Source organism: Streptomyces albofaciens JCM 4342 (genome assembly GCF_008634025.1).
GTDB classification, from domain to species: Bacteria; Actinomycetota; Actinomycetes; order Streptomycetales; family Streptomycetaceae; genus Streptomyces; species Streptomyces albofaciens.
This window is the reverse complement of sequence record NZ_PDCM01000001.1, coordinates 925,870-949,108: the sequence shown is the minus strand read 5'-3', so window position 1 is coordinate 949,108 and position 23,239 is coordinate 925,870. Positions and strand designations below refer to the sequence as shown.

At 71.3% G+C, this 23,239-nt stretch carries 22 protein-coding genes and 1 pseudogene; 12 read left to right on the top strand and 11 right to left on the bottom strand.

The annotated features are described in order from the left end of the window. Positions 1-234: 234 nt before the first annotated feature. Positions 235-1,236, bottom strand: a complete 1,002-nt coding sequence (locus CP973_RS04485) for a sigma-70 family RNA polymerase sigma factor (protein WP_150237735.1) — start codon at positions 1,234-1,236, stop codon at positions 235-237. A 189-nt stretch (positions 1,237-1,425) separates the two neighbouring features. On the opposite strand from CP973_RS04485, the gene CP973_RS04480 reads away from it, so the two are divergent. From CP973_RS04480 to CP973_RS04470, 3 genes are read left to right on the top strand one after another with little or no spacing between them, the layout of a single operon-like run. Next, complete coding sequence (locus tag CP973_RS04480; RefSeq protein ID WP_150237733.1) at positions 1,426-2,016, top strand: GNAT family N-acetyltransferase; 591 nt, start codon at positions 1,426-1,428, stop codon at positions 2,014-2,016. Between the two features lie 55 nt (positions 2,017-2,071). Further along, complete coding sequence (locus tag CP973_RS04475) at positions 2,072-2,635, top strand: ABC transporter permease family protein (protein WP_150237731.1); 564 nt, start codon at positions 2,072-2,074, stop codon at positions 2,633-2,635. 52 nt (positions 2,636-2,687) lie between these two features. After that, positions 2,688-3,899, top strand: a complete 1,212-nt coding sequence (locus CP973_RS04470) for a hypothetical protein (protein WP_150237730.1) — start codon at positions 2,688-2,690, stop codon at positions 3,897-3,899. Positions 3,900-3,955: 56 nt separating this feature from the next. On the opposite strand, the gene CP973_RS04465 is transcribed toward CP973_RS04470, so the two are convergent. After that, positions 3,956-4,507 (bottom strand): pyridoxamine 5'-phosphate oxidase family protein, encoded by a 552-nt coding sequence (locus CP973_RS04465; protein ID WP_244409274.1) that lies wholly within the window; start codon positions 4,505-4,507, stop codon positions 3,956-3,958. 192 nt (positions 4,508-4,699) lie between these two features. Between CP973_RS04465 and CP973_RS04460 the strand changes: the two genes are divergently transcribed. Together CP973_RS04460 and CP973_RS04455 are read left to right on the top strand one after the other, a co-directional pair. Continuing rightward, positions 4,700-5,857 carry a questin oxidase family protein gene (locus CP973_RS04460; protein WP_150237728.1) on the top strand — a complete coding sequence of 386 codons (1,158 nt, stop codon included), beginning with the start codon at positions 4,700-4,702 and terminating at the stop codon, positions 5,855-5,857. A gap of 144 nt (positions 5,858-6,001) precedes the next feature. Then, positions 6,002-6,499, top strand: a complete 498-nt coding sequence (locus CP973_RS04455; RefSeq protein ID WP_150237727.1) for a MarR family winged helix-turn-helix transcriptional regulator — start codon at positions 6,002-6,004, stop codon at positions 6,497-6,499. A gap of 84 nt (positions 6,500-6,583) precedes the next feature. Here the strand turns inward: CP973_RS04455 and CP973_RS04450 are convergent, their stop codons facing one another. After that, positions 6,584-8,116 (bottom strand): MFS transporter, encoded by a 1,533-nt coding sequence (locus tag CP973_RS04450; protein WP_150237725.1) that lies wholly within the window; start codon positions 8,114-8,116, stop codon positions 6,584-6,586. Positions 8,117-8,458: 342 nt separating this feature from the next. Further along, positions 8,459-9,127, bottom strand: coding sequence for a TetR/AcrR family transcriptional regulator (locus CP973_RS04445; protein ID WP_150237722.1), 669 nt, complete (start codon positions 9,125-9,127; stop codon positions 8,459-8,461). A gap of 307 nt (positions 9,128-9,434) precedes the next feature. Between CP973_RS04445 and CP973_RS04440 the strand changes: the two are divergent. Next, positions 9,435-10,061: pseudogene (locus CP973_RS04440) on the top strand (rhomboid-like protein); the annotation flags it as partial. On the opposite strand, the gene CP973_RS04435 reads toward CP973_RS04440, so the two are convergent. Then, positions 10,042-10,185, bottom strand: coding sequence for a DUF397 domain-containing protein (locus CP973_RS04435; protein WP_150237721.1), 144 nt, complete (start codon positions 10,183-10,185; stop codon positions 10,042-10,044). The pseudogene CP973_RS04440 and the gene CP973_RS04435 sit on opposite strands and share 20 nt — an antisense overlap. Before the next feature lie 119 nt (positions 10,186-10,304). Continuing rightward, entirely contained in the window at positions 10,305-10,967 is a 663-nt protein-coding gene (locus CP973_RS04430) for a TetR family transcriptional regulator (RefSeq protein ID WP_150237719.1), read from the bottom strand. Positions 10,968-11,065: 98 nt separating this feature from the next. Between CP973_RS04430 and CP973_RS39845 the strand changes: the two genes are divergently transcribed. Together CP973_RS39845 and CP973_RS04425 are read left to right on the top strand one after the other, a co-directional pair. Then, positions 11,066-11,239, top strand: a complete 174-nt coding sequence (locus CP973_RS39845) for a hypothetical protein (RefSeq protein WP_167538262.1) — start codon at positions 11,066-11,068, stop codon at positions 11,237-11,239. After that, positions 11,236-11,562, top strand: a complete 327-nt coding sequence (locus tag CP973_RS04425) for a hypothetical protein (RefSeq protein ID WP_150237717.1) — start codon at positions 11,236-11,238, stop codon at positions 11,560-11,562. Before CP973_RS39845 ends, CP973_RS04425 begins: the two co-directional genes overlap by 4 nt. A gap of 31 nt (positions 11,563-11,593) precedes the next feature. Here the strand turns inward: CP973_RS04425 and CP973_RS04420 are convergent, their stop codons facing one another. Further along, on the bottom strand, positions 11,594-12,862 hold the full coding sequence (locus tag CP973_RS04420; RefSeq protein ID WP_425281986.1) for an IS701 family transposase: 1,269 nt from the start codon (positions 12,860-12,862) through the stop codon (positions 11,594-11,596). Positions 12,863-13,240: 378 nt separating this feature from the next. Between CP973_RS04420 and CP973_RS04415 the strand changes: the two genes are divergently transcribed. Next, positions 13,241-14,425, top strand: coding sequence for an FAD-dependent oxidoreductase (locus tag CP973_RS04415; RefSeq protein ID WP_150237712.1), 1,185 nt, complete (start codon positions 13,241-13,243; stop codon positions 14,423-14,425). 49 nt (positions 14,426-14,474) lie between these two features. Here CP973_RS04415 and CP973_RS04410 read toward each other — a convergent pair whose 3' ends face one another. Both CP973_RS04410 and CP973_RS04405 read right to left on the bottom strand, forming a co-directional pair. Next, positions 14,475-15,425: a phosphotransferase gene (locus CP973_RS04410; RefSeq protein WP_150243129.1), complete on the bottom strand. Its 951-nt coding sequence runs from the start codon at positions 15,423-15,425 to the stop codon at positions 14,475-14,477. Between the two features lie 312 nt (positions 15,426-15,737). Further along, the gene (locus CP973_RS04405; RefSeq protein ID WP_150237710.1) at positions 15,738-16,499 is read right to left on the bottom strand and encodes a TetR/AcrR family transcriptional regulator; all 762 of its coding nucleotides are present in this window, start codon (positions 16,497-16,499) and stop codon (positions 15,738-15,740) included. Positions 16,500-16,996: 497 nt separating this feature from the next. Between CP973_RS04405 and CP973_RS04400 the strand changes: the two genes are divergently transcribed. Beyond that, positions 16,997-18,454 carry a transposase gene (locus CP973_RS04400; protein WP_341874791.1) on the top strand — a complete coding sequence of 486 codons (1,458 nt, stop codon included), beginning with the start codon at positions 16,997-16,999 and terminating at the stop codon, positions 18,452-18,454. A 166-nt stretch (positions 18,455-18,620) separates the two neighbouring features. On the opposite strand, the gene CP973_RS04395 is transcribed toward CP973_RS04400, so the two are convergent. Then, a complete protein-coding gene (locus CP973_RS04395; RefSeq protein ID WP_244409272.1) occupies positions 18,621-19,934 on the bottom strand; it encodes an NAD-dependent epimerase/dehydratase family protein in 1,314 nt (437 codons plus the stop codon). Positions 19,935-20,059: 125 nt separating this feature from the next. Continuing rightward, positions 20,060-20,674: a ScbR family autoregulator-binding transcription factor gene (locus CP973_RS04390; RefSeq protein ID WP_150243125.1), complete on the bottom strand. Its 615-nt coding sequence runs from the start codon at positions 20,672-20,674 to the stop codon at positions 20,060-20,062. Between the two features lie 216 nt (positions 20,675-20,890). On the opposite strand from CP973_RS04390, the gene CP973_RS04385 reads away from it, so the two are divergent. Continuing rightward, the gene (locus tag CP973_RS04385) at positions 20,891-22,057 is read left to right on the top strand and encodes a ScbA/BarX family gamma-butyrolactone biosynthesis protein (RefSeq protein ID WP_150237706.1); all 1,167 of its coding nucleotides are present in this window, start codon (positions 20,891-20,893) and stop codon (positions 22,055-22,057) included. A 976-nt stretch (positions 22,058-23,033) separates the two neighbouring features. Next, complete coding sequence (locus CP973_RS39840) at positions 23,034-23,195, top strand: hypothetical protein (protein WP_167538260.1); 162 nt, start codon at positions 23,034-23,036, stop codon at positions 23,193-23,195. The last annotated feature ends 44 nt before the right edge of the window (positions 23,196-23,239 follow it).

Here is a 23,239-nt window from a genome sequence, read left to right as displayed (position 1 = left end):
ACCGGAGGACCAGGAAGTAAACACATCCGGGCTGGTAATCAACACAAACGGGCATCGCCGGGCAGCAAAGAGCCCCGGTACCGAAGGGGGAAGCGGCACCGGGGCTCGTCTGTGGGGAAGGGGATCGCGGATCACCGGGGGCGCGGACAGCCGGCCCGTCATCCCACGTCGGGCCACCACCGACGGGAGCGCGGGAGCCGGGCGCGGGGCGCGTGCGCCCCTACGGGAGCGCCCTTACGCCGCCGCGTCGAACCCCGTGTCGCGCGCCATCCGCTTCAGCTCCAGCAGCGCGTGCTTCTCTATCTGCCGGATGCGCTCGCGCGTCAGGCCGTGCTGCTTGCCGACCTCGGTCAGCGTCCGCTCGCGGCCGTCCTCGATGCCGTACCGGGCCTTGATGATCGAGGCCGTACGGTGGTCGAGGCGGTCGATCAGGTCCTCCAGTTCCTCGCTGCGCAGCAGCGTCAGGACGGACTGCTCGGGCGAGGCCGCGGAGGTGTCCTCCAGCAGGTCGCCGAACTGGGTGTCACCCTCGTCGTCGACCGACATGTTCAGGCTGACCGGGTCGCGCGCCCAGTCCAGCACGTCCGTGACGCGCTCGGGCGTGGAGCCCAGCTCCTGGGCGACCTCGGCGGGCTCCGGGTCGCGGCCGTTCTCCCGGTTGAACTCGCGCTGGACGCGGCGGATGCGGCCCAGCTCCTCCACGAGGTGGACGGGCAGCCGGATCGTGCGCGACTGGTCGGCGATGGAGCGGGTGATGGCCTGGCGGATCCACCACGTCGCGTACGTGGAGAACTTGAAGCCCTTGGCGTAGTCGAACTTCTCGACCGCGCGGACCAGGCCCGCGTTGCCCTCCTGGATCAGGTCGAGCAGGGGGAGCCCGGAGCGCGGGTAGCGGCGGGCGACCGCCACGACCAGGCGCAGGTTGGAGCGGATGAAGATGTCCTTGGCCTTCTCCGCCTCGGCGGCCAGGGCTTCGAGCTCCTCGCGGGTGCCGCCGGCCGCGTTGCCGTCCTCGACGACCCCGTCGAGGATCTGGCGCGCGTAGACACCGGCTTCGATGGTCTGGGAGAGCTCGACCTCACGGGCGGCGTCGAGCAGAGGGGTACGCGCGATCTCGTCGAGGTACATGCCGACCAGGTCGCGGTCGGCGATCTCCCCGCCTACGGCGCGAACACTGTTGGCCCCGTCGGCACCGCTGCTGGTGGCCTGACGACGGGCGACGGCACGGGTTGCCATGCGTGTGCTCCCTTGCGATGAGTCTGCGTGAGTCCGGTCGCGGGATGGTGGCGGTGGGACACCGGGTGCTGTCTGGCCTCCGAGTACCCCTTCCGAAGGAAACAACGGCTGGAATCCGGACAGAATTCCCACGCCGCGCACCCATTTTCGTGATCATGCAGTACCCTGCATCCCCACCGAGGAGGGCGGATGCCGTCGGAGTACCGGGAAGTGCAGGTCAGAACGGCCACCGAAGCTGATCTCGGTGCCCTCACGGACCTCTACAACCACTACGTCCGTGAGACGACCATCACCTTTGACACGGAGCCCTTCACCCCCGAGCAGCGCCGCCCGTGGTTGCTCTCCCACCCTGAAGACGGCCCGCACCGCCTTCTGGTTGCTCAGGAGCGGGCACCCGGGGAGCGGGCACACGGGGAGCAGCCGCGCGGCGGGCGGCGCGCGGATCGCGGCGGACGGCTCCTGGGTTACGCGACCAGTAGCCCTTTCCGGATCAAGCCCGCCTATTCCACCTCGGTCGAGATCAGCGTCTACTGCGCCCCGCAGGCCGTGGGCCGCGGCGTCGGCACGCTGCTCTACAAGGCGCTCTTCGAAGCGCTCGCCGACGAGGACGTGCACCGCGCGTACGCGGGCATCGCCCTGCCCAACGAGGCGTCCGTCCGGCTGCACGCCCGCTTCGGCTTCCGGCACGTCGGTACGTACGGCGAGGTCGGCCGCAAGTTCGGACGCTACTGGGACGTCGCCTGGTACGAGAAACACCTGGGCACCGGCTCCTCCGGTTGACGCCCGCGGTACCCGGGTGTGGCCTGGAAGACGGGGAGAGTGAGAGGAGCCCGTCATGCAGACGCCCTACCACCGGCACGGCGCGACCGCCGCCCCCCAGTCGCGGAGCACGTCGCAGCCGGACACAGCGCACGCGAACACCCCGGCACAACCGGACACCCAGCCACACCCGGACAACCCGGCCGCGGCCTCCGGGTCGCACGGCATGTCCACCACCGCCGTGGCCCTGCCCGTCGCGGCGGCCCTCCTCTACGGCCTGTGGACCGTCTTCGTCGACCGCACCAGCGGTTCCTCGCTGGGCCACGCCTGGCTGCTGGGCCTGATCACGGCCATCGTCAGCGGCGTGCTCGGCCTGCTGCTGGTACGGATCCAGTCGACCCTGGTCACGGAGGTGCGGGCGCTGGCGTACGGAACGTTCTTCGGCGTCGCGATCGGCTACCTCTACAGCATCTCCAGCCCGGCCGGACACACCGTCCTGGAGTCGGTGCGCATGGGGCTGATCATGGGCGCGGTGATGTTCGCCGTCTCCCTGTACGTCTTCCGCACCCACCGCGTCCGCGAGCCCCACGGCGAACACCGCCCGCGCCGGGCCCATCGCCACCCGCACCCGTCCAACTGAGCACGCGCCCGCGGGGGTCCCGTTCTCCCGGCACGGCTGCCACTCTGCCGTCATGCCGAGACACCAGAGACCCCCGCATGTCAGCAGGCGCGCCTTACTGGCGGCCACCGCGTTCGGAGCGATGACCGCCGCCGGCGCCACCCCGGCGACGGCGGCCGTACGCGGCGCGCCCCGCCGCGTGACCTCCACCCCCATAGGCGACCCGAACGGCTTCCACATGTGGCAGCCGCTGGACCTGAACCGGCACGGGCACGTGATCGGAGCCGCGGACGGAACGGGCGGCACCGCCGACGCGCTGGTCTGGGCGGACCGGCGGCTGACCACGGCCCGGCCGCCCGCCTCCGGCGGCAGCATCTACCTGGAGGCGATCAACGACAACGGGCAGCTCGCGGGCAGTCACCGGGGCGGCGCGGAAGATCTGCAGACCGCCGCCGCCTGGCCCGGCGGGGCGGCCTCGGAGCCCGTGCTCCTGGAGACCGACCCGCGCTACCGGGACAGCCGCGCCCACTGCCTCAACAACCGCGGCCAGGTCGTCTACCGCTCCTCGGAGCGCCCCGCCCTTCCCTACCGCGGCTTCGTGTACGACCTGGCGAGCGGCGCCCGCACCGAGATCGTGCCGCCCGCCGGGCAGACCAGCGGCGTCTACCCGCGCGGCTTCAACGACAGCGGGCAGCTGATCAGCAGCGTCTACGACTCCGGCACGACGTACGCGTTCTTCTGGGACGGCCGTACCGCCACCGACCTGACCCCGCTGGGCGTCTCCGGCCTCACCGGCCTCAACGCCCGGGGCCAGGTGCTCGGCACCTACCGCCCGGCCTCGGGCGGCGGTTACAAGCGCGCCTTCCTCTGGCAGGACGGCCGGCTGACCGACCTGGGCGCCCTGGGCCCGTACGGCATCGATCTCTCGTTCACCCGCCGGCCCATGAACGACCTCGGCGACGTGATCGGGATCAGCCACACCGCCGACGGGCACCTCCCCTTCCTGTGGAGCGAGGGCCGGATGACCGAGCTGCCCGCCAACGGCAAGCGGGACGTCTGGCCGCTCGGCATCAACAACCGCCGCGAGATCGCGGGCCGTTACTCCACGGACGGCTATGCCACGCGGGCCTGCCTGTGGCGGCACGGGAAGTTCGTCGACCTGGGCACACCACGCGGTTACAGCGACTGCGAGGGCCTGATGGTCACCGAACAGGGCGACGTACTGGCCTTTGCATCCGACTACGACAGTCGGCGCAGCTGCACTTTCCTGATCACCGCTGCTTGATCACCGCTGCTTGATCACCGCGGTCCGATCGTCGCGACCCGGTCACCATGGCCCGGTCACCCCCGTTCGGCCGGCGCGACGCTCACCTCGGGCGGCTCGGCCCCGTTCCCCCGCCGGATGACGCGCAGGGGGCCGCCGGGCCGCCAGGTCTCCAGCACGATGTACGGATCCTCCACATACGTACGGACCACCTCGGTCAGCTCCGCCCGGAACAGGTGGAACGGCTCCGGCGGCTTCGTCTCGCCCACGTACCACGCGAGCACCGCCGGGTCGGTCACCTCCACGGCCCACCCGGCCACCCGTACGTCACCATCCGCCAGGTCCGTGCCGGACCCCGGATTGGCGTGCAGCGCGAAGCGCGGGTCGCGCCGCAGGTCCAGGGCCTTGCGGGAGCCCGCCATCATGCCCAGCCACAGTTCGCCGGCGCGGAAGTCCGCCTCGATGCCGGTCAGGCGCGGCGAGCCGTCGCGGCGCAGCGTCCCCAGGACGTGGTGCCGGTGCGCCCCGAAGCGCGCCTCCACCCGCTCCGCCGTCCCCGGCAGCGCGGCCACGAAACCGGCCCAGCTCACACCCGGGCTCTCACTCGTACGCTGTTCATCCCTCGTCATGCCGCCACTCTCCCCTCGATACCCGACACCCCCTGTCCGGTATCGAGCGGCGTGACGGCACGGCGCCGACCGTCCCCAGCCCTACGACCGTCCTCGGCCCTACGACCACCGCCGGCCGTACGACCATCGCCGTACGGGGGCGTAGGACCGCCGTCCGTTACCGCGCCCGCACCACCGACCTAGCCTCGGCGCATGGACACCAAGAGCGGAATTCTCGACGAGGCCCTGGAGCGCCTGCACGCCTCGGGCCCCGAGTTCCAGGGCTTTCTCGCCAACCACGGACCGATGGCCGTGGAGGCGCTGGTCAGGCACGGGCAGGCGGGTGCCGTGCACCGCTGGCTCGATCACTACGAGGAGAAACTGGAGGACGTACCGAGCCTCCAGGGCGCGGTCACCGACGCCAACTGGCGGGAGGCGCTGGGCGATCCGCGCCGGGTCGCCGACTGGACCGCCTACTTCACCCGGCTCGTCGCCGAACGCCCGTGGCGCGACGTGCTCGCCGAGTGGTGGCCGCGCTTACTGCCGGGCATCGCCGGGGCCGCGACGCATCCGGTCATCCGCGTCGGCCATGTCGTACGCACGCTCCTTGAGGACGGCGAAGAGGCGCCGCGCGTCGCGGAGTTGGCGCACGCCCTCGGGTACTGGGCCGCCCGGCACACCGCCCTGCCCGTCTCCGTGCACCCCACCGGCACCGCCTCCCCCGCCGACGCGCTGGCCGCTCTCCCGCGCGTCGCCGACCAGCAGGTGTTGCCCCTGGACGGCCTGGCCCAACTGCCCGGTACGCCTGGCTGGCAGGCCACGGCCGAATCGCTGAACGTACCGGCCGACGACCCCGACGCCGTACGCGATCAGCTCACCGCGCTCGTCGGAGCCGCCGTGCACCACTATCTCGGTCACGGGCACGGCCACGGCGTCCTGATGGTGCACACCGCCACCGCCCCCAACGCCGTCCTGCGCACCCTGCCCGCGCTGCCCCGCGAGCTGTGGGCGGCCTCGCTCGGCGCGGTCTGGACGGCGAGCGCGGCGATCACGTCGGTCTACTCGGCCGCCGAGGTTCAGCCACCCTCGGAGGAGGGCGGTCGGCTCATCGCCGGGGAGGTCTTCGAACGGGCGGCGCGGCACGGCGACGAGCACGTCATCAAGATGACCGACACCGCACTGGACGTGGCGAAGTGGTCCGCGGAGAGTGACGCGGACGCGGAGGGCGGCGCGAACGGCGGTACGGGCGGTGGCGCGAACGGCGGTACGGAGGGCGGCGCGGACGGCGGTACGGACGGTGAGGTACGCGGCCCCGGTCGGGCTTTGGCCGCCGCCGTGCGCGCACAGCAGCTGATTCCCGCTGTTTCCTGAACGGATCGGCTTTGTTTCAGAGCATCCCTGAAAAAACCGGAGCCCCATGTAGACGCCATGTACGGCGGCTCACCTGCGCGTTTCCCGACTGTCACCCTTAGTTAAAACTTCAAGAAATGACGGAGCGGTGAGACAGTGGATGGTATGAGCAACGAACCCGCAGGCGAGCCGCGCTGGCTCAGCGACGAAGAGCAGTACGCCTGGCAGTCGTACCTGCATGCCACCACGCTCCTGGAGGACCATCTCGACCGCCAGCTCCAGCGGGACGCGGGCATGCCGCACGTCTACTACGGGCTGCTCGTCCAGCTCTCCCGGGCGCCCCGGCGCCGGTTGCGGATGACCGAACTGGCCCAGAACGCCAAGATCACCCGGTCCCGGCTGTCGCACGCCGTGGCGCGCCTGGAGAAGAGCGGCTGGGTCCGGCGCGAGGACTGCCCGTCGGACAAGCGCGGCCAGAACGCCGTCCTCACCGACGAGGGCCTGCGCGTCCTGGAGAAGGCCGCGCCCGGCCATGTCTCCGCCGTACGCGCGGCCATCTTCGACCGGCTCAGCCCGGAGCAGGTCGGCCAGCTGGCCGCCATCTGCCGCACGGTGGCCGACGGCCTGCAACCGCAAGGCGCCGACCTGCCCTGGCTCCGCTGAGGAGCGAGGGCGGGCCGGCGCCGTAGGGGCCTGTGACCGTGCCGGTCACAGGCTTCCGCGCATGCGGGCAGACGGTGCAGCCGGTCAGTGCGCCATGACCGGGACCGGCACCTCCGCCTCCGCGTCGGCACCCGCCGCCGCGTCCGCGCCGTCACCGGAGCGGGCGACCGGTCCGCCGCCCTGGCTGCCGGTGGTGACCATGGTGAACGCGATGGCCGCGGCGACGGCCAGGATGCCGACCGCCCACCAGATCGCGGTGGTGTAGCCGTGCACCATCGCCTCCAGCTTCAGCAGGTCCGCCGAGGGCGCGGCCTTCGCGTGCGAGGTGGCGTACGCGGTGGTGGCGCTGGCCGCGATGGTGTTCAGCAGGGCCGTGCCGATCGCGCCGCCCACCTGCTGCGAGGTGTTGACCATCGCCGAGGCGACACCCGCGTCCCGCGGCTGGACGCCGTGCGTGGCCAGCGACATCGCGGGCATGAAGGCCGTACCCATACCGAGGCCGAGCAGCAGGAACGCGGGCAGGATGTGCGCCGCGTAGGACGTGTCCAGGTCGATCCGGGTCAGCAGGAGCATGCCGATGGAGGCGAGCAGGAAGCCCGGGGCCATCAGCAGCCGCGGCCGGACGCGGGTCATCAGCCGGGCGCCGATCTGCGTCGAGCCGGTGATCATGCCGACGATCATCGGCAGGAAGGCCAGACCGGTCGTGACCGGCGTGTAGCCCTTCACGATCTGCATGTAGTACGTCAGGAACAGGAACAGACCGAACATGCCGATGACGGCCAGGCCCAGCGACGTGTAGACACCGGCGCGGTTGCGGTCGGTGAGCACCCGCAGCGGCAGCAGCGGGGACTTGACCTTCGACTCGACCAGCACGAACGCGGCGAGCAGTACGGCGGCCGCCACGAACAGGCCGATGGTCATGCCGGCGCCCCAGCCGTCGGACTCGGCGCGGGTGAAGCCGTAGACCAGGGACACCAGGCCGAGGGTGGCCAGGATGACGCCGGGCACGTCCAGGCGGGACGGGTTGCGGCTGCCCGCGGGCTCACGGATCACCAGCAGCGCGCCGGCCGCGGCGACCACGGCGAACGGGATGTTGACGAAGAAGGTCCAGCGCCAGTTCATGTACTCGGTCAGGACGCCGCCGAGGATCAGACCGACGGCACCGCCGCCACCGGCGATGGCACCGAAGATGCCGAACGCCTTGGCCCGCTCCCGCGCCTCGGTGAACGTCACCGCGAGCAGCGACAGCGCCGACGGCGCCAGGAGCGCGCCGAAGACGCCCTGGAGGGCGCGGGCGCCGAGCAGGACGCCCTCGTTGGACGCGGCGCCGCCGAGGGCCGAGGCCAGCGCGAAGCCGACCAGGCCGATGATGAAGGTCCGCTTGCGGCCCCACAGGTCGGCGACCCGGCCGCCGAACAGCAGCAGGCCACCGAACGCGAGCGCGTACGCCGTGATGACCCACTGCCGGTTGGCGTCGGAGATGCCGAGGTCGGCCTGGGCGGAGGGCAGCGCGATGTTCACGATCGTCGCGTCGAGCACGACCATGAGCTGCGCCAGGGCGATGAATATGAGCGCTTTCCAGCGCCGGGGATCGACGTGCGTGGCCGATTCAGACATGGGTGGGTCCACCTAGTGGTGCGTGAGCGAGCAGCGGGACGTGGGCGTGAGCCGGTGTGATGTGCGTAAGTGAGAAGGCCGGTGCTGTTGTGGTGTTGATTTGGTGTTGAACGTGTGTTGATCGGGCGTTGATCGGCTTGGGGTACGGCCGGGCGGGACCGCCTGTGCCAGGGCTCGCGAAAACCGGTGGCCGGACAGCGGCGATTTCCGGCCGGACGGGCCGGAGCCGTGAGGCGGCCTTCCGCCACCGCGCGATCAGCGTCAATGCCCCCGCCGGGCCGCCCCGGCCGGGTCCCGATTCCCCGTGTTCCCCCGTGTTTCTCCATTCCCCCGTGTGGTCCGCTAGCCGTGCCGGAGGTCCTCCAGCGTGGCCGCGCAGCCGGGCAGTTCGGAGCGCGCCGGCGCCCGCAGTCCGTCCAGGAACAACAGCAGGTGCCGGTACACGAACCGGTCGAAGTCCGTACAACCGCTTCCGGGCAGCGGCCGTGTCAGTTGAGTCAGCGCGACCATCAGGTCACCGACGGCGATGTCGGTACGCAGCTGGCCGCTGTCGCGCGCGGCGCCCATCAGGGCCTCGACGGCCCCCTCCAGGCGTCCACGCGCTGCGAGCAGGTCGGGATGGTCCTTGTCGACACCGTCCGAGAGCAGCGGGCACAGGGCTCCGATCCGCTCCTCGACCGCCGCGAACACGAAGCGCCGCAACGCCTGGAAGGCGTCGGGCTCCTCGCCGAGCGCGGCCTCCGCCTTGTCCGCGGTGCGGTCCATGACAGAGAGCGTGACGTGGTGGATCAAATCCAGGCGATCCGGGAAGTGACGGTAGAGCGTCGCATTGCCGACACCGGCACGTCGAGCGATTTCATCGAGCGGGATCTCGGCCCCGAACTCGACCATCGCCTCACGCGCCGCCCCGATGATCCGCTCTCGGTTGCGCAGCGCGTCCGCCCGCAGCCGGTGCGGGGGCGTCGCCGCGCATGCGCCGGGGGCGCGGGTGCGGGACCGGGTGGCGGTCATGTCGGCACGTTCCTCTCGTGGTCGTCGTGTCGTCGCGTCGTCGTCGCGTGTCTTCGGTCGCGTCTCTTTGGATGCGCCTCTTTGGACACGGCGGCGATCCGCTAAGCGGGGAGTGATCCCCCGCTTCGGTCGGACATCCGGTTAAACGGGGAGGGCCTCCCCGGTTATTTCGGCCACGTCTGTGTTCTGCGCCACACGGGTTTCTGCGCCCAGACGGGCTTCTGGCCCCAACGGGCCTCTGCGCCACACGCGCCGTACGGGTCTCGCGCGGTACGGCGCGCCGCGCGCCGTGACGTATACATGCGCCATGAAGGTTCCGCTCCGCCCGGCCGCCCCGGTCCGCGCGGTCCGGTCGTACGTACGCCGGGCCCCCGGTACGTTCGCCTGGCTCGCGATCCTCTTCGTGACGTCGGTGATCATGCACCACCTGGCACCCGACACGCTGGAGCACGTCCTGCAACGCCGCTCCACCAACATCCACAACCTGGTGCTCTCACCCGGCCGGGTACTCCTCACCAGCGCGCTGTGGCTCGACGGCGGCGGCTGGCCCCTCTACTTCGTCCTCTTCAACATCTTCCACGTCCCCGCCGAACGCTGGCTCGGCACCTACCGCTGGCTCGCGGTCATGGGCGTCGCCCACATCGGTGCTACATATCTGAGTGAAGGCGTACTCGCCCTCGCCATCCCTACGGGCGCGGCGCCGCACTCCGCCGTCAACACACTGGACGTCGGCGTCAGCTACGCGCTGGCCGGCATCGCGGCCGTCCTGACATACCGCCTCCCCTGGCGCCCCCTCCGCTACGTCTACGCCGCAGGCGTCCTCGCCTTCTACGCGGTCCCCCTCTTCGACGACCTCACTTTCACCGACATCGGCCATTTGTCCGCTGTGCTGCTGGGGTTGGCGTGTTACCCGCTCACCCCGGGTTGGCGTCGCCGTCACACGCGTACGGGAGAAACGCGGCCCAAGCACTGGCCCCGAACGCAAGCTGGGGACCCTTCGGATCCGCGGAGTCCCGGACGTGGATAGTGTTCGGAGGTTCGGAATCCTCGATCGCCATCGCGCCCGCCTCCCGCTACTCGCGTAGTTACGACACGACGAACGCTAGACCCACCCACTGACAATCGCGCCAAACGTCTTACTTACGCGATCATTTGGTCATCCCTCGCCATCCGGCGATCAGGAAATGGCATCGTGCCAGTGCTGACGCCCGACGCTGATGAGATGCAACTGCCTGCGCGCAGTTCGGGCGACCGCCCGCCATCGCTCCGAGTCCACGCCCGAACCTTCGCCCTCCCCGTCGCTCACGTCCAGGAACGCCGAGGCCGTCATCACGAGGCGGTCGACGTACAGCTCGGCCAGCATCCGCACATCCTCGTCGCTCCAACCACGCGACACCGGTTGCGCCTTGAGCGCCGCCGCGACCTCCGTGGCGAAGCGGTCCAGTTCGCCCGCTATGGCCTGCCGTACGGCGCGTACGCCACCGTGGCGCTCGCGCGCGATGAACCGTACGTGCGCGGGGTGTTCACGTACGTACCGTTCAACGACCGCCACCGTGTGGTCGATCCGCTCCTCCGCGCCGGCCTGCTCCGCGAGGACCGCCCGCACCGTCGCGTGGAGGCTGGCCAACGACTCCTGGACCAGGGCGACCCCGAGTTCGCCGAGGTCGCGGAAGTGCCGGTAGAAGGCGGTGGGGGCGACGCCGACCGCGCGGGTCACCTCGCGCAACCCCATGCTGCTCAGGCTCTGTTCCTCCAGCAGGTCCAGCGCCGCGTCGAGCAGGGCCTGCCGGGTGCGCTGCTTCTGGGCCTGCCGGACACCGACGGTCTCCCTGTGACTCATGCCATCCAGTAAACAACCGTTCTCTCAGTTTCTCCAGCCCTACACTGGGCACCCGAGCACTGAGTGAACAACTGTCCTCCGAATGGGAAAGGCAGATCATGTTCTTCCTTGTCGCAGCCCTCCTCCTGCTGGGGATTGTGGTGGGTACCGCGGCACATCTCCCGGTCCCCGTCACGATCATCGCGGCAGTGGCCATCGGTTGCTGGCTGCTCGTCTTCGCCATCCGCGAGCGCCGCCACCACACCACCCACACCGAGGGAGCGTCCCGATGACCACCCTCATCACCGACACCGAGACCGAAGACAAGACCGGCGCCAAGCCGTCCGCCGAGCCGAAGCCCGCCCATCGCCCCGCGCCGTACGGCCAGGCCGACGGCATGGCCGTGGCCGCGTTCGTGCTCGGCCTCGTCGGCACCCTGGTCGCCAACGTCATCCTCGGCCCCTGCGCCCTCGTACTCGGCGCGCTGGCCCTGGCCCGCCACACCACCCGGCGCGCCCGCGCCGCGCTCGGCATGGCCCTCGGCGCCGCCGACCTGATCATCCTGGCGACGCTGGCCACCGCCGACGGCTCCCTGAGCTGGACGTTCGGCGGCTGACCGGACCGTTCCCCACCTGCGCGGCCGCCCGTCACCCCACCAGGGTGAGGGGCTGCTCGCATACGCGCCGGCCGGGCCCGCGCGGCGCGCCCGTGCTCGGGTACGCGTATTCGGGCGCGCAGGGCCGCTGCGCTTCGCGGGCCGACCGTACGGCATCGAGCGCGGTGAGCGTCTGGACCAGGTACGCGGCCGAGGCCAGCGTCATGTGGCGGTGCCAGCCGTCGTACGACCGGCCCTCGAAGTCGCGCAGGCCGGTACGGCCGCCGGTGCGGACGCTGTCGCGGGCCACGCGCGCGGCGGTCCGGGTGAGCAGGTGCAGTTCGGCCGGGACCTTCCCGGCCACGGCGGACGTGGTCAGCCAGAAGTCCGCGCGGGCACCCGTGCCGTGCCCGTCGTACGCCTCGGCGTCCTCGTACCGCTGGGCGTAGAGCAGCAGCTCACCCGCGCCTCCGCTCTCGCCGGTCCGCGCGGGGGCGACGCGGGCCAGAATCGCCCGCACACCAGGGGCGACGTTGTGCACCGGCAGGCTGAAACGTTCCGGGGCGGCGAGGATGCGCTGCGCGGGGAGGGCGCCGCGGCGGGACGGGCGGCCGTAACGGTCCACCAGCAGGAGCGGCAGCGATCCGGGCGTACGAGCCATGACGGGCAGTCCGAGCGGCGTCAACGCGCCCAGCACGTCGGCGGCGTGGTGCATCTGGCTGTCCCAGACCATCGGGGGAAGCTCCGCGGTCTCCGGGCAGGCGGACCGGCGCGCCAAGGAGAGGACCCGCGCAACACCCTCGTCACTCAGGGCGAACGGCCCGGAGTCCGGTGCCGGCAGATGCAGGCGCCAGTCGACCGGGGCGACGAGGGACTGGTTCGCGTACCAGAGGCCGTACGCCAGTTGCCCGTTGACCAGCTGCCCGGTGGCGGGGACGAAGCGGCGGTGGACGCCGACCGAGTTCGTACCGGACTTGGGGATGAGCATCGGGCGGACCACCCAGGAGCGCGGCCGGGCACGCCGCACCAGGTACTCCGACAGGGCTTCGCGGACGGCGCGCCAGTTCCACGGGGCGTTGCAGATGAAGTGGTGCAGGCGCTGGGCCGCGCCGGTGTCCTCCAGGGTGCGGGCGATGTTGCGGATGGACTTGCGGCCGGGGGCGGTGAGCAGTCCGCGTACGTACTGTTCACCCTTGAGGTGGTGGTCCGCCCTGGTGAAGGACACGAAAAGGTGTCTGCACAGGTCCTCGATCCACGCGTCCTGGGTGCTGGCCGGCCGCCCGGGGAGAGGCGGCGGAACGGCGGTGCGGGCTGCGGGCACGGACAAGGGACTGGCCCCCGGGGAGAGGTTGGCAGGCGGGCGACAGCCTGAGAATAAAGAACGTTCGCTATTTTTCTGGAGCCGGTGAGCGGATCACGGACTACTTCACAAAGTTCCGGAGCGGCACGAAGCCGGGGTCGCGGGAGCCCGGCCATGGCGTCGGAAGCCGCCCGCCCCGGGGCGGACCACGCCGGACGTACGGGTACGGCTGACCTTGTGCCCCCACCCGGCTCTCGGCCACCTACCCGGCCACAGCCACCTACCGGATCTCGGCCACCTGTCGGCCCGTTGTCGGCGGTCCGTCAGCGAGGCCTGGCACCTTTCCGGTGACCCTGCCAAGCGCCCGCCCGGCAGGCGTACGACGGCGAAGGAGCCACCATGACCACTCACGTAACCATCATCGGCGCCGGTCTCGGCGGCCTCACACTCGCCCGTGTCCTGCACGTCAACGGCATACCGGCCACCGTCTACGAGGCGGAGTCCTCCCCCACTGCCCGCCACCAGGGCGGGCTGCTCGACATCCACGACTACAACGGGCAGCTCGCCCTCAAGGCAGCCGACCTGATGGACGAGTTCCAGGGCCTGATCCTGGAGGGCCGTCAGGCGCTGCGCGTCCTCGACCGGGACGGGACCGTCCTGCTCGACAAGGCGGACGACGGTACGGGCGGACGCCCCGAGGTGCAGCGCGGCGAGTTGCGGCAGGTCCTGCTCGATTCGCTCCCGGCGGGCACCGTCCGGTGGGGGCACAAGGTCAGCCGTACCCGCACCCTCGGCGAGGGCCGCCACGAGGTGACGTTCGCCGACGGCAGCTCCGTCGAAACCACCCTGCTGGTGGGCGCGGACGGCGCCTGGTCACGGGTCCGACCGCTGCTCTCCACCGCCACCCCAACGTACACCGGCATGTCGTGCGTCGAGACCTATCTGTTCGACGCCGACACCCGGTATCCGGCCACCGCGAAAGCGGTCGGCGGCGGCATGCTGCTCACGCCCGCGCCGGGCAAGGGCATCCAGGCCCACCGGGAAAGGGGCGACACCCTGCACGCGTACGTGATGCTGGCCAGGCCCCAGGAGTGGTTCGCCGCCATCGACTTCACCGATGCGGCCGCGGCCACCACGCGGATCGCGCGGGAATTCGACGGGTGGGCACCCGAACTGACCGCGCTGATCACCGAAGCTGACACCACGCCCGTCCTGCGCACCATGAACACACTGCCGGTCGAGCACCGGTGGGGCCGGGCACCGGGGGTGACCCTGATCGGCGACGCCGCCCACCTCGCGCCCCCGAACGGCGAAGGCGCCAACCTGGCCATGCTCGACGGCGCGGAACTCGGCCAGGCCCTCGCCGCGCACCCCGATGACATCGAGGCCGCGCTCACCGCGTACGAGCAGGCCATGTTCCCGCGCAGCGCCGAGGTCGCCACCGAGGGCTCCGGACTCTATGAGTTCATGTTCGGCGACGACGCGCCCCACAGCCTGATCGCCGCGTTCGCCGAAGACGAGCAGGAGCAAGGCCAGGACCCGGGCCAGAACCGAGGCCAGGGTCAGAACCAGGGCCAGGGTTAGAGTCAGGTCCAGGTCCAGGTCCAGGTCCAGGTCCAGGGTTGGTAGGGGCTCAGTCCTCCAGGCCCCCGGCGAACGGCGTCCCCCGCCACTGCTCGACGGCCGGCTTCAGGGCGTCCGCCAGCATGGGCAGTCGCGGTACGAACGCGAAGCACGCCACCGCCCGCAGCATCCCCACGGCGTTGATGGCGCGCATGGCGCGCTCGTCCAGCTCCCGGAGGCCCAGGCGGCGCGCGGCGCCGTTGTACGCCGCCTCGCACTCGGGGCCGAGGGCCGCCATGTCCCACTCGACCGGCCCGAGTGTGGCCAGCTCGAAGTCGGAGTACAGCGCGCCGCTCGTCGTGGTGACGATGTTGACGGCGGGCGCGTCCCCGTGGACCGGCTGGAAGCCGACGCCGGGGAACGCCGCCTCGAACGCGGCGCGCGAGCTGACGAGCGGCTCCAGGACGGCCCATTCGCGCCGCGCGCGGTCGAGGTCGGACGGCTCGATGAGGTCGGTGCGCCCTTCGAGACCGGCGAGCCCTTCGGTGACGAACCGAGGTTCGGCGGCCGCCAGGAACGGCAGCTCACCCGGGTACGCGCGCAGCGCGGCGTGCAGGTCGGCGACCAGGCCGGAGTTGCGCACGTAATCAGGTTCGCCGTTCGCGTCCTGCTCGACGAACTGCCAGAAGGTCATGGCGAAACCGTCCCGCTGCACGGGCTCCCGGGGCACGAGCGGGCTCGGCGGCACCACCGGAACCCCCTGTTCCGCGAGCCAGGCCACGACATCCAGCTCCACCCGCTGACGCGCCGCCTGGCTGTCGGGGGTGGCGTACGACGGCAGGACGGTCGGGACCCGCACCACCACGGGCGAGGGGGCGAGGTGGACGACGACGGAGAACACGTCGTGGAGGACCTGAGGATCGGTGACCGTGAGCCCCAGGTCGCGGCCTGCGCCGACGGCGGCGTCCAACGCGCGTGACGTACGGGCGGCGAGCTGGTCAGGCGTCATGATCGCTGGCAAACCTGGCATGCCGGTGATGGTGCCATGCCGGCCGTGCGGCTGCGATGGATTTTTGCGCTGGGGACGGCTGCGGCGATCGGGGGCATGTGGTTGTGGCGATCGGCGGGGGCGTCTGGTTGCGGCGGTCGGCGGGGGGTGCGTCGTGGCGATCGGCGGGGCGTCGGGTTGCGGCGATCGGCGGGGCATGTGGTTGCGGGAGCGGGTGGGGGCACGCGGTCGTGGTGATCGGTGGCGGCACTCGGTCGCTGCAACCGGTCGTCGCAACCGGTCGCCACAACCGATCGCTACAGCCCTCATCCGACGGCGAAGCCGTCACCGCGTAGCGGCTCCCACCGGGTTCTCGTCGTTTACGGGGTCCTCGTCGCCCAGCGGGCTCCCGCCGCCCACTGGACTTCCGCCGCCCAGCGAGCTTCCGCTGCCCAGCGGGCTCCCGCCACCGCCGAGCGGATTCTCTTCGCCGCCCACCACCAGCGGCGTGCGGGCCCCCAACAGCAGCCCCCAGACCCGGTCCACGTGCTCCCACGGCGACAGCCCGGCCGTGGCGCCGCGCGGTACGCCGATACGGGCCGCGAATTCCGCGCCGGTCACCACGGACAGCGCGGTGGCGGTGACCGCTTCCGGGGTGGTCCAGCCGGCGATGTCCGCGCGCGCCCGGTCGACGAGGTCGCCGAGCCACGGCAGCCACATCGCGTACCAGGTGTTGCCGTCGCCGGGAAAGTCCCAGGCGAGTCGGGCGGCGGCCCGTACGGTCGGCTCCTCTTCGAGGAGGCGTGCAAGCGTGCGCGTGAAGGTGACGACCCGTCGCAGCTCGCCGTGCGCACCGGGGTTCGGGCGCGCGCCCGGCCTCATGAGGGACGCCAGCGCGCTGCGCGTCAGGGCGCACCCGGAATCCCGGACCGCCTCCGCGAGCGCGGCCTTCGAGGCGAAGTGGAAGGTCAGGGCGCCGATCGTCACCTCGGCAGCGGTGCTGATGCGGGCCAGCGAGGCGCCCGCGTACCCCTTCTCGGCGACCTCGTCGGCAGCCGCCCGCAGCAGGGCCCGGCGCGTCCGCTCAGCTCGGTCCTGTCGCGCCATTGTCCCGCCTCGGTGATCGCCCTCGGTTGCCAGCGCCGTACCGGTGACACCCAACCGCCCATGCTAGGGCCGGGGTTCGGCGGCCCGCACGGCGACGGGGGCAGTTGGCGGAGACTTGATCAGTATGGGAACCGGGGGCCCTCAAGGGGGCTCTTGCAACGATCGCGAGGCCGGTCGGGGCCGGGTCGGCGCAGAGGGCGAAGCGGAATCCGGGGCGCGACGCCGGGGCAGCCTCGGGGCGGATCGCCTGCCGGTCGGCGGGGGCGCGTACGGACCGGCCGGGCGCCGCTGCCGTATCGCCGGCGCGCCCCCTGTCCGGGCGCCCGCGCACCCCGGTCTCCACAGTCGCCCGAGCGTCGCTCAACAGCCGCCCGACCCGGTTCCGGGTATGACGGAAACAGCCCCGGACCTCGCGGGCTCGCAAAAAAAACGATCGTTCTTTATTCTTTGCTGGTCGGCGCCCGATCCACGGGATGACCACGGGAGGGAACGAACACATGACGACAGAAACTGCGCAGCCGACCACCCGCACACCCGCACGATCCCTGTCCGCCACCCTCCCTTCCGGCCACCCTCTCGCAGCCGTCGGCGCGACCGACAAGTCCGGCGCCCGTGATCGTTCCGGCGTCCCGGCCGACGCCTTCCCCGGCGGCACCGGCCGCGCCGCACGACCGGTCCGGGCCACTCGGTCCGCCGCGACCGGGACCACCGGCCGGACCACCGCCACCGGCCGAACCGGAAGCGCCCGCCGGAGCGGCAGGACCGGCACCACCGCCGCGGCCCCGGCCGCCACCACCGGTTCCGGTCGCGCCGCCGCCGACGCGTCGGGCTCGTTCGACGCCTTCGCGGACGACCTTTTCGGCCATCTGCCACGCACCGACCAGCGCCGCTGGGCGCACGCATACCTGCTGGCGCTGCTGACCACCGAGGGCAAGAAGTCCGTACGCCGACTGGCCGCCGCGGTGTCCGACTCGCCGACCGCCTCGCAGTCGCTGCACCAGTTCCTCAACGCCAGCCCCTGGGACTGGAACCCCGTACGGCGCGAGATCGCGCGCCGGGCCGAGGCGTCCGGCCCGGCCCGGGCGTGGATCCTGGCCCCGGCGGTGCTGCCCAAGCGGGGCGGCCACTCCGTCGGCGTGCACCGTCGCTTCTGCTCCCGCGCCGGGCGCACCGTCAGCTGCCAGCTCGCGATGGGCATGTTCCTGCCGGTGGGCGACGCGGCCGCGTCCCCCGCCGCCTCGACGGCGAGCGTCACCTCGGCCGCCGAGTGCGGTGACAGCTCGGCCGTATCCGTCGACTGGCGGCTGTTCCTGCCGCCCCAGTGGGCCGGTGACGAGGAGCTGCTGCGCCGCAACCGCATCCCCGCCTCGGAGGCGAACAACCCGCGCCCGATGTGGGTGCACGCCCTCGACCTGGTGGAGGCGCAGGCCGCCCGTACGTGCTCCGCGCCGGCGCCCGTCGTCGCCGACCTGAGCGAGTACTCCGACTCCGTACGGCTCATCGAGGCGCTGGCCCGCCAGGGGCGCGACTTCGTCATCGCCGTGCCGTCCGCCACCGCGCTGGCCACCCCGGCCACGCCCGGTATGCCCGGCGACCCGGGCGCCCGCCCGCGCCTCCTCCAGACCGCGCCCACGCCCGTACGGGTCCCGGGCTCCCCCCACACCTACCGCGCCTTCGCGGAGCCGGGGCAGACCTCCGCCCGGCCGAACCGGGTCTGGCTCACCAACATGGCGCACCGCCGCATGGGCCAGCTCGTCGGCCTGGCCCGGCTGCACCAGCTGCCCGCGGCCACCCTGCGCGCCCTGGAGACGGACTTCGGACTGCACGACTTCGAGGGCCGCTCGTTTCCGGGGTGGCACCACCACATGACGCTGTCGTCCGCCGCGCATGCCTATCGTGCCCTGACGGCGGTGCAGGACGAACAGACCCTTACTCGGGTGCGGTTCGTGTCCTGACCCTGGCAGGGGGCAGGGAGAAAGCAGGCAGGCCGACGCGCCGGGTCTTCGAGATGGCCCGGCGCGTTGGCGTGTTCGCCCGGCGCGTTCACCAGCTCTCACACCGACGCTCACACCGGCGTGCGCACCGGTACGTCCACCGGCGCGAGCTCCGGCGCGGGCGGGTCTAGGCACGCGTCTGCAAGCGGGCGCGGAGGTGGGTCCGGTACCAGTCCGCCGAGTCCGCGAGGCGCGCGAGCGGGCCGGGGCCCGGGTCGCAGGCCGCCGCCGTCCACACCTCGTCGCTGCGGTACCAGTGGTCGCGGGCGAGAAGGGCGAACTGCCGCTCGCTCACCCGGCCGGGGACGGCTTCGAGGCGCTGGAGGCAGTCGGACCAGGAGAGATCGGGGAGGGCGGCCGGAGCGTCGGGGAAGACGTCATGGGCGAGGAGGGTGTCCATGAGGTCGCCGTTGCTCACGGGGGTGGGGTGGCTGGCGTGGTACACGCCGCTGGGAATGCCGGGGGTGCCAGGGATGCCGGTGGTGGTGGACGTGTTGGGCGTGGTCGAGGTGATGGAGGCGCCAGGAGTGCCGGGGGTGTCGTACGGGGCGAGGGCCAGCCGTACGAACAGGCGGGCCAGGTCCTCGACCGCCACGACCGAGAGCAGTCCGCGGCCCCCGTCCCAGCGCGCCGGCACCCGGCCCAGCAGCTCGGCCAGCGCGGGCACCACCCACCGGTCACCGGCGCCCAGCACCAGCCCCGGGCGCAGCACCGTACCGCCCGCCGCCAGCACCGGCTGCTCGGCTGCGAGCCGGGTACGGCTGGCGGCGGAGACCGGGGCGGGCGGGATCTCGTCCACATCCAGGCCGGAGTGCGGCCCCGCCCCGTACACGGCGGCGGTGGAGAGGTGGACGATACGGCCGACACCGGCGCGTACGGCCTCGTCGACCAGGGCGGCGGTGCCGCGCACGTTCACCAGCTCGCAGTGCTCCTCGTCCCGGCCGATGTCGGAAGCCAGGTGGAGCAGCACATCGGCGCCCTCGCACAGGCCGCGGAGGGAGGCGGCGTCGGCCAGGTCGGCTCGGGCCCAGTCGATGCGGGGGTCGGAGCCGGAGCCGGAGTTGGCTCCCGAGTCGGGGCCCGAGTCGGGGCTGTCGATGCCGGAGTCGGCGGGGGGCTTGCGGGACGTGGCGCAGATCTGGAGGGGGCGCGGGGAGGGGGTGGGGTCCGTAAGGGAGGAGACGGGTCCCGTAAGGGCCGGTTCCGTAAGGGCGGGTCCCGTAAGGGCGGGTTCCGTAAGGGAGGGGGTGGGTTCGGTATGCGGGCGGGGGCTCGGGGAAGAGCCCGGTTGCGTACGCAGGAGCTCTCGCAGCACCGCGGACCCGATGAAGCCGGTCGCTCCGGTGACGACCACACGCCACGGGCGGGCCGTCTGCCCGCTACCGGCCTCCGCCCGCGCCTCGTCCTCCGTGTTCCCCGTGTTCACCGCGTTCGCCGTCACGCTCGTGCACTCGCTTCCTGATGTGCTGCTGGAACCGCTACGTGCCATGGTCTCGTACGCGTCCGTGAAGGCCCGCACCGCCTCCTACAGCGGTCCCTGCCCCTCCCGCTCACACGGGCTCACCCTCACGCCACCACCCGGCGCCGCCGTGCCGCGAAGGTCAGCAGCGGCCTGAGGGGCGGGACGGCGACGCCGGGCAGCAGATAGCGCCAGAGGGAGACCACGCGCTGGTGCAGATCGGCGCGGCCGGAGGAGATTTGCGAGAAGAGTTGCGTACCCGTGTAGGCGCTGACCAGAACCCAGGCCAGTTCGTCCACGTTCACTTCGGGGAGCAGTTCGCCCTTCTCGCGGGCGGCGCGCAACTGGCCGCCGAACTCCTCGGCCCAGGCGCGGTACGCGGAATCGTCCTGTACCCCGAACTCCCCTTGTTCCACCGCAAGTCGGACGCCCGCCCGCAGTTTGGGATTTGTCTGCAATTCCTCGGCCAGATACAGGGTGATGTCGATCAGGCGCTGGAGGCCGTCCTCTCCGGGCGGCAGGTCCAGGCCGCCGCCCTGCTCGACCATCACGGCCTGGGCCAGTGCCTCTTTTGACGGAAAGTGGAAGTACATCCCACCCTGCGTCACTCCGGCCCGCTTCATGATCTTGCTGATACTGGCGCCGCTGAACCCGAACTCGTCGAACACTTCGGCGGCCGCCCGGAGGATGACCTCACGTGTCCTGACCGCACGCTCCTGCATGGACAGCACCAGCTCCCTCGACAAACAAAACGAATACTATTTATTTTATGAAAGCCGAGGCTCTCACGCCGTGACGGCCGAACCGACCGCACAGTCGCCCGCGTTGGCCGCCTGGCGGCCGTCCAGGAACGTAGCGGACCGGCCAGAGCGCCCCGGCGGACCACCAACGGGCCGCAACGGACCGGACCTGCAGACACTCCTCAGGGGGATACCCGCATGAGCACCACCGGCCAGCTTCCGAAGTTTCCCGCACCTGCTGCCGCCGGACCTTCCCCGCGCACGCTGACGACCACCGTGCCCAAGGAGTATGTGCACAAGACGGCGTTGTCCGAAGTTCTGCTCACCAGTTGGCAGGAGACGGCCCCGGATGTCCACACCGTGACCGCGGAATGGCCGCGGGCCCATACGTTCTACTCCTCAAGAAATCGGCTGCACGACCCGCTTCTGCTCATCGAGACGATCCGGCAGACCATTCCGCTGCTCTCACATCTCGCTTACAACGTGCCGTTCGGACACCAACTCATCTGGGACCACTTCACTTATTCGCTGGTCCCTGAAGCACTGCGTACCGAGACTGCCCCCACCGAGATCGAACTACGCATCGCCTGCTCCGACATCAAACGCCGTAAGGACACACTGAGTGCATTGACCATGGATGTCGAGGCCACCCGGAACGGTGTTCACCTCGGCACCGCGGTCGCACGTTTCACCAGCCACGCACCGGCCATCTACCGCCGGCTGCGCGGTGAATACAGCGATGCCCGGGAAGCGATGGCCCGCGCTGTTCCGCTGCCGCCGCCGGTGGCGCCGCACAGGGTGGCCCGCGAGCAGTTCGAGAGCGTCATGCTCTCGCCCACGGACACCCGCAACCGCTGGCAGCTCCGCACGGACACCACCCACCCGGTCATCTTCGACCACCCCGTCGACCACGCCCCCGGCATGTTGCTGCTGGAGGCCGCCCACCAGGCGGTCCACGCGGCGCTCCACCCGATGGAGGTCATACCCGTCGGCCTGAGCACCGTCTTCACACGGTACGCGGAATTGGACGCACCGTGCTGGATAGAGGCGACGGTACTCGGCCGCCCGGAAGCGGGGGCGGGAAAGATGACGAAGTCGGGATCGGAGACGGAAGCGGGGACGGGACCGGAGACGGGGGCACGGGCAGCCACGGGCGCCGCGGATTCGCAAGCCGAAGTTCCGGCCCGAGTTCCGTCCCGAGTTCCGGTCGAAGTGCCGATCGAGGACACGGCGGGGGATACGCCGCAGACCGACGACGACGGCCTCATCCACACCCGCGTCACCGCACTTCAGAACGGGCACGAGCTGTTCACCGCGAGGGTCACGGCGAGGCCGCTGGAGAGCGTGACGGGCAGGGATTCGTAGACGGTTCATTGAGGGGCCCGCGCATAGGGCCCCTAAAAGGCGCGTACGGAACGGCGGGCGGCCTTCGACGGAATTCCAGCTCCGGCCGGGGAAGGGAGAACCGCCCCGGGCTTGCCCTGAACTGCCCCAGGGATCGCGCGGCGGCCGACCGGCGATTGCCCGCTGATGGCGCGGTGATCCGCTGACGGGGCGTGGGGGCCGCCGCGCTCATTTCGGCGCGCGCTCGGGAGTCCTCCCGACCCGCACTCCGGGGCCGCTCCGACGGGGCCAGGAGCACTTCCAGCGGGCGTGCGCGGGTCATATCGACGGACGTACGCGGTCGTTTCGGCGGGTGCGCGCGGGTCGTATCGACGGACGTACCGGTCGTTTCGACGGACGTAAGCGGGTCGATTCGACGGGCGCGCGCGGGTCGATTCGACGGACGTACGCGGCCGATTCGGCGGGCGTCGGGGAGGCGTCTCGCGTTGGTCGCGGGGAGGGTTGACGCAGCCCTCCCCGCTTCGTGTTTCGGGTGATTCCGGGGTACTCCCGGAGCACTTCCGGATGCTTCCGGGCACCTCCGGGGACTCCCCGACGAGCCCACATTGGCCGCCATCCCGACGCGACTTCGGGACATCCACCGGGCCTTCACCTCACAGCCACCTGGCCGTAAACCAGCCACCCGCTCACGTTCCAGCCACAGGCCCACTTGACATGCTCATGTTGTACCAATCGCCGGCCCCACCCTTTCCCTTGGCGCACATTTCCAGCCAAGAACGACCACTATCGGCCACGAGTACCCGCCAGGCCATGGCCACAATAGGAAGGATCAAGCCAAAACAGACCCCTCACGCCCGCGTTTGAGCCATCGGGACCCGGTGAGCCTTTGACGATCACTTGGTCTTTCTTTTACGTTCTGGAGAGCGGCACCCGCGCGGCTTGCGTGGCTGATCATCGCCGTTTTCCACCATCCCCTGCCTGCGGAGGCTCGACGGACATGGAACAGCTGATCAAGAAGATGGCCCAGGACGGCGTCTGGCGTGAGTGGGTCGCCCTGAACTCGCCGCGCGGAGCCGGGAAGGACGGCTGCATCAGCGCCACGAAGTCCGGCTGCATCAGCGCGACCACGGCCGCGCCCAAGACGGGATGTATTTCCTGACCGGGCGCTGAGCCCTCCCGGCGGGGACCCGGTCGGCGGCCCGC

Excerpts from the sequence above, each read along its gene's own strand:
- CP973_RS04485 (WP_150237735.1), bottom strand. The coding sequence starts at position 1,236 with ATGGCAACCCGTGCCGTCGCCCGTCGTCAGGCCACCAGCAGCGGTGCC.
- CP973_RS04460 (WP_150237728.1), top strand. The coding sequence starts at position 4,700 with ATGGACACCAAGAGCGGAATTCTCGACGAGGCCCTGGAGCGCCTGCAC.
- CP973_RS04415 (WP_150237712.1), top strand. The coding sequence starts at position 13,241 with ATGACCACTCACGTAACCATCATCGGCGCCGGTCTCGGCGGCCTCACA.
- CP973_RS04425 (WP_150237717.1), top strand. The coding sequence starts at position 11,236 with ATGACCACCCTCATCACCGACACCGAGACCGAAGACAAGACCGGCGCC.
- CP973_RS04475 (WP_150237731.1), top strand. The coding sequence starts at position 2,072 with ATGCAGACGCCCTACCACCGGCACGGCGCGACCGCCGCCCCCCAGTCG.
- CP973_RS04435 (WP_150237721.1), bottom strand. The coding sequence starts at position 10,185 with ATGGCGATCGAGGATTCCGAACCTCCGAACACTATCCACGTCCGGGAC.
- CP973_RS39845 (WP_167538262.1), top strand. The coding sequence starts at position 11,066 with ATGTTCTTCCTTGTCGCAGCCCTCCTCCTGCTGGGGATTGTGGTGGGT.
- CP973_RS04390 (WP_150243125.1), bottom strand. The coding sequence starts at position 20,674 with ATGCAGGAGCGTGCGGTCAGGACACGTGAGGTCATCCTCCGGGCGGCC.
- CP973_RS39840 (WP_167538260.1), top strand. The coding sequence starts at position 23,034 with ATGGAACAGCTGATCAAGAAGATGGCCCAGGACGGCGTCTGGCGTGAG.
- CP973_RS04400 (WP_341874791.1), top strand. The coding sequence starts at position 16,997 with ATGACGACAGAAACTGCGCAGCCGACCACCCGCACACCCGCACGATCC.
- CP973_RS04405 (WP_150237710.1), bottom strand. The coding sequence starts at position 16,499 with ATGGCGCGACAGGACCGAGCTGAGCGGACGCGCCGGGCCCTGCTGCGG.
- CP973_RS04450 (WP_150237725.1), bottom strand. The coding sequence starts at position 8,116 with ATGTCTGAATCGGCCACGCACGTCGATCCCCGGCGCTGGAAAGCGCTC.
- CP973_RS04430 (WP_150237719.1), bottom strand. The coding sequence starts at position 10,967 with ATGAGTCACAGGGAGACCGTCGGTGTCCGGCAGGCCCAGAAGCAGCGC.
- CP973_RS04455 (WP_150237727.1), top strand. The coding sequence starts at position 6,002 with ATGAGCAACGAACCCGCAGGCGAGCCGCGCTGGCTCAGCGACGAAGAG.
- CP973_RS04480 (WP_150237733.1), top strand. The coding sequence starts at position 1,426 with ATGCCGTCGGAGTACCGGGAAGTGCAGGTCAGAACGGCCACCGAAGCT.
- CP973_RS04385 (WP_150237706.1), top strand. The coding sequence starts at position 20,891 with ATGAGCACCACCGGCCAGCTTCCGAAGTTTCCCGCACCTGCTGCCGCC.
- CP973_RS04445 (WP_150237722.1), bottom strand. The coding sequence starts at position 9,127 with ATGACCGCCACCCGGTCCCGCACCCGCGCCCCCGGCGCATGCGCGGCG.
- CP973_RS04470 (WP_150237730.1), top strand. The coding sequence starts at position 2,688 with ATGCCGAGACACCAGAGACCCCCGCATGTCAGCAGGCGCGCCTTACTG.
- CP973_RS04465 (WP_244409274.1), bottom strand. The coding sequence starts at position 4,507 with ATGACGAGGGATGAACAGCGTACGAGTGAGAGCCCGGGTGTGAGCTGG.